Origin of the sequence: Rosettibacter firmus (assembly GCF_036860695.1) — a bacterium.
In the GTDB taxonomy this organism is placed as follows: domain Bacteria; phylum Bacteroidota; class Ignavibacteria; order Ignavibacteriales; family Melioribacteraceae; genus Rosettibacter; species Rosettibacter firmus.
In genome coordinates, this window is sequence record NZ_JAYKGJ010000007.1 from 1 (window position 1) to 3,118 (window position 3,118).

3 protein-coding genes are annotated in these 3,118 nt (G+C 34.9%); all 3 read left to right on the forward strand.

All coding sequences use genetic code 11. The features are described from left to right. Positions 1–213 precede the first annotated feature (213 nt). The 3 genes from VJY38_RS13895 to VJY38_RS13905 all read left to right on the forward strand — a co-directional run bounded on the left by VJY38_RS13895 (position 214) and on the right by VJY38_RS13905 (position 3,098). On the forward strand, positions 214–1,128 hold the full coding sequence (locus tag VJY38_RS13895) for a T9SS type A sorting domain-containing protein (RefSeq protein WP_353681328.1): 915 nt from the start codon (positions 214–216) through the stop codon (positions 1,126–1,128). Beyond that, positions 1,125–1,634 (forward strand): metallopeptidase domain-containing protein, encoded by a 510-nt coding sequence (locus VJY38_RS13900; protein ID WP_353681329.1) that lies wholly within the window; start codon positions 1,125–1,127, stop codon positions 1,632–1,634. The genes VJY38_RS13895 and VJY38_RS13900 overlap by 4 nt, the downstream gene beginning before the upstream one ends. Before the next feature lie 693 nt (positions 1,635–2,327). After that, the gene (locus VJY38_RS13905) at positions 2,328–3,098 is read left to right on the forward strand and encodes a T9SS type A sorting domain-containing protein (protein ID WP_353681330.1); all 771 of its coding nucleotides are present in this window, start codon (positions 2,328–2,330) and stop codon (positions 3,096–3,098) included. The last annotated feature ends 20 nt before the right edge of the window (positions 3,099–3,118 follow it).

Genomic DNA, 3,118 nt, shown 5'->3' on the forward strand with positions numbered 1-3,118 from the left:
AGTGGAATGATATTATGCAGACCCTATTTTTTTATGAAACAAAAATTAAATTACCAGAATGATATCCTGCAGCACAGTGCGGGATATTGTTCCTAAATAAATATTTCGATGCAGGATAATTAATAGTTATACTTACTTATTCTAGGTACAAATATATTGTTAAAATAAAAGGAAGTGACAAAAATGAAGAAAATTTTTGCAGCACTGGTTTTAATGAATGCGGAACTGCTAGTCGGGCAGCAAATTATAAAATTACTCAATAACGTACCCGAATCTTTTAAGAAAACATATCTCGAACAAAAACATGAATACAATCCTTTACATGTTGGAGATATGTGGCAGTACTATCTTCCTGATGATAAACGTTATGTTACACAACGAATAGTAAAAGATACTATTAATAACAATAAAAAATATTTTCTAAGAATTGTTGGAATAGATAATGGTCTTACAGAAGATACTTTATTGTGGGAAAGGTACGATAGTTTAACAGCTACTACCTATACATTTGATGTTAATGACTATAATAATGATGGTAATAGGAACGAAGAATTTTTAGTTGACAGTCTCGATGCCGGATTTTTTTCACGTTATCAATCCTATAAATTCTTTTTTAAATCATGGGGATACCCTGTAGTAACAGCACTTATTCAAGATACCGGTTGGGTGGAAGTATGGGGGGATACTGTGCAATTCAAATTAGTAGGATATGATAATATTTTTACAACCGAGATGATTGCTGATAAATATGGACTAATTAGCTTTTGGACAGAATCACCCGCAAGATATTTAACTGGGGCCATAATTAATGGTAAACAATACGGAACTATTGTATCTTTTAAAAAAGAGATTAATACTTCACCGGAAGATTTTGGACTTGAACAGAATTATCCAAATCCCTTTAACCCATCAACAACTATAGAATACAATCTACCAATAAGCGCTAACATAACACTAAAGATATTTAACATATTAGGAAAGGAGGTGGGGACATTAGCGAAAGGATACCGGCAAAGAGGTAAACATAAAATTATTTTTAATGCCCGCAACCTGCCGAGCGGAATATACTTTTATACTTTGTACACGAGTTCTAAAATAATTATAAAACAAATGTTATTAATAAAATGAAAAGGTTAGTCATGAAAAACTTTCTACTTTTATTTTTGTTATTTCAATTGATGCTTATAACGAACTATACTTATAATTCAACAGACGGATGCGGTACAACAGGTTCTATAACAACAAACTCAATTCCAACATCCGGTACAATAAAGGTGTTTGTAGTCTTTGCTCAATTTAAAGACGATTCCCAATCCAGCACTGAATGGCCTTTAAACACATACCCTTCCTTGGCAAACGATTTTGTCAGTTCTAACGGAAGCGGGCCTTTTGCATATAATAATTTATCTCAATATTATTATTCCATGTCAAACGGCGCTTATCAAGTTGAAGGGGATGTCTATAACAGTCTGCTGATAACTAATCAAAATGAAAGCTATTATAGCAGTATCGGAACGGCAAATTATGAAATACTAACAAGAGTAGCCGCCGATCCTACTGTTGATTTTTCACAATATGATAATTTGAATGGAAACAGTTTTGGTCATGATGGTAAAGTAGATTTTAATATATAGAAACTCTACAACTTCATTGTTTAGTCCATATGGTCAATCATACACTGCGATAGCACATCTTGAATTAAGTAGTACTATTTATACCGATGGGGTTAGAATTGAAAGCGGGGGTTCAGGTTTAAGCGGTATTGGTTCTGGCGTACAGCAAAGGGGCGGATTTAACGGAAGAGATTACTCGATGTATGTTTCAGCTCATGAGATGGGGCATTATCTCTTTGGGGGCAATCATATTTGGGGTGTCTCTAATCTAGCTCTTATGACTGGCGGTCCAGCCTGGAATGCAAGCCGTGGAATGTGTTCCTGGGAAAGACACTATCTAAATTGGATTAGCTATTCAGATGTTTCAAGTGACGCCTCTTCAACATTAACTGACTATATGAGTACCGGTTGAGTACTTGTTTCGGGCGCTGGCTCCTCAGAATACTTTTTAGTTGAAGACCGGCAACATTCAAGTCCTCATGATTTTGCAGGTGATAATGGCATATATATTTATCATGTCACAAATGCAAATTCATTTCCGCCTAATATAACCGCAGATTGCGCCGACGGGAATTGGAACTTTACATTTACACGAGCACTCTAACTATAACACGTACAACCCCGAATCCATCCGATAATAACGAATTAAATTATTCTTACCCTTATGGCGGAACAACCTACGCATGTTACCGACCCGTTTATCCTACCGATGCTATGTGGGGTGATTCTTATGATGCTTTCGATCAGACCTACAATAACGTATTTTCTCCAGTAAGTAATCCACGGTCAATAAATAATGCGGGAGTTAATTTTACAATTGAAACGACTGGTTCAAATAGTATAGCCGTTTATTTTACTAATCCCTATGCAGGTTCTCCCTCCAAGCCGCAAAATTTCCATCGTATTTCTTTGGTGGATAATCATCCTACACTCCAATGGGATTTAAATAGTGAACCCGATATCGCTTCATATAAAATTTACAGGAGTTATGATAATTCTCCTTTTTATATTGCGGGTGCTGTTTCCCACCCATCAAATACTTTTGTCGATGTTAACGTTGATTATACAAAGCCAATCTGGGATAAACCGGTTAAATATTACGTTGCTGCTGTAGATAATACAAATAAATATTCTGTACCAAGTGATCAGGTTGAAACGATCGGCATAATGAATCCTCTTCCTAAGATTAATACTGATGATTTAACTAATACTAAAGCAGTTGATAATTTTGAATTGCTTAGTAATTATCCAAATCCTTTTAATCCTTCGACTAGAATAACTTATTCTTTACCTGAGGCAAGTTTTGTAACATTGAAAGTATATGACATACTTGGAAGAGAAATAGTAACCCTTGTTAATGAAACAAAACCATCAGGCAAATATGCAGTTGAATTTGATGCATCTAAATTACCAAGTGGTACTTATATCTACCAATTGACTGCTGGAAATAATCAAACAATTAAAAAAATGTTATTGCTCAAATAAGTATCATTTTTGTGAAGGCA

Coding starts and splice junctions, on each gene's coding strand:
- VJY38_RS13895 (WP_353681328.1), top strand. CDS start 214: ATGAATGCGGAACTGCTAGTCGGGCAGCAAATTATAAAATTACTCAAT.
- VJY38_RS13905 (WP_353681330.1), top strand. CDS start 2,328: ATGTGGGGTGATTCTTATGATGCTTTCGATCAGACCTACAATAACGTA.
- VJY38_RS13900 (WP_353681329.1), top strand. CDS start 1,125: ATGAAAAGGTTAGTCATGAAAAACTTTCTACTTTTATTTTTGTTATTT.